Raw genomic sequence first — 554 nt, 5'->3', positions numbered from 1 at the left:
GAAGTCCCCGGCTCGGGAATTGCCGAAACCACTACCTTGTCTCCGGTTTCTATTTCGTCAATTTCTACCGAAACTGCAGATGCCAGTGACGTCGGATTATCAGGCGAAACTTTTTTGAATTGAGTCTTATCGTTTATTGCGGCCGTGGTAACACCGTCTTTGGTCTGGATCTTGATTGCACCGGGCTCGACGGTTACAACTTCACCGGCAATCAAAACAGGCTTAATCCCGCCGGCTTGCGCCGAAACGGAGCCGGTGGTAATCAACAAAGCGCAAAGAATAAAAAAAGAGTATAAAAAAGTTTTCATAAAAGCTTTCCGGACATGGCCGTAATTTGAACAAATCACACAAGTCTTTAATACGAATAACTTCCGCAAAAGTTGCCGAAAGTATAGACGTTAATTTTATCGCAGAGGTTTACAGATTATTGTAAAGTTTTGTAAGAAAAGGTACTTATCGGTCAAGAAGCAATAACACCCTGACGCCGGCCCGTGACGGCCAGCCCCACACCTGCAGCAAAAATCAGCAAAAGGGCAACTGTCCACAAATACGGC

Annotated in this window: 1 protein-coding gene; it reads right to left on the bottom strand. The window is 45.3% G+C overall.

All coding sequences use genetic code 11. From position 1 onward, the window contains the following. Positions 1–308, bottom strand: a 308-nt coding sequence (locus tag R7P74_RS28470; protein ID WP_318124046.1) for a hypothetical protein, incomplete at its 3' end; no start/stop codon positions are given. Between the last annotated feature and the right edge of the window lie 246 nt (positions 309–554).

The organism is Vibrio sp. 2033 (assembly GCF_033339735.1).
Note: the sequence above shows the minus strand (reverse complement) of the source record. Positions and strands in the feature narration are given on the sequence as shown.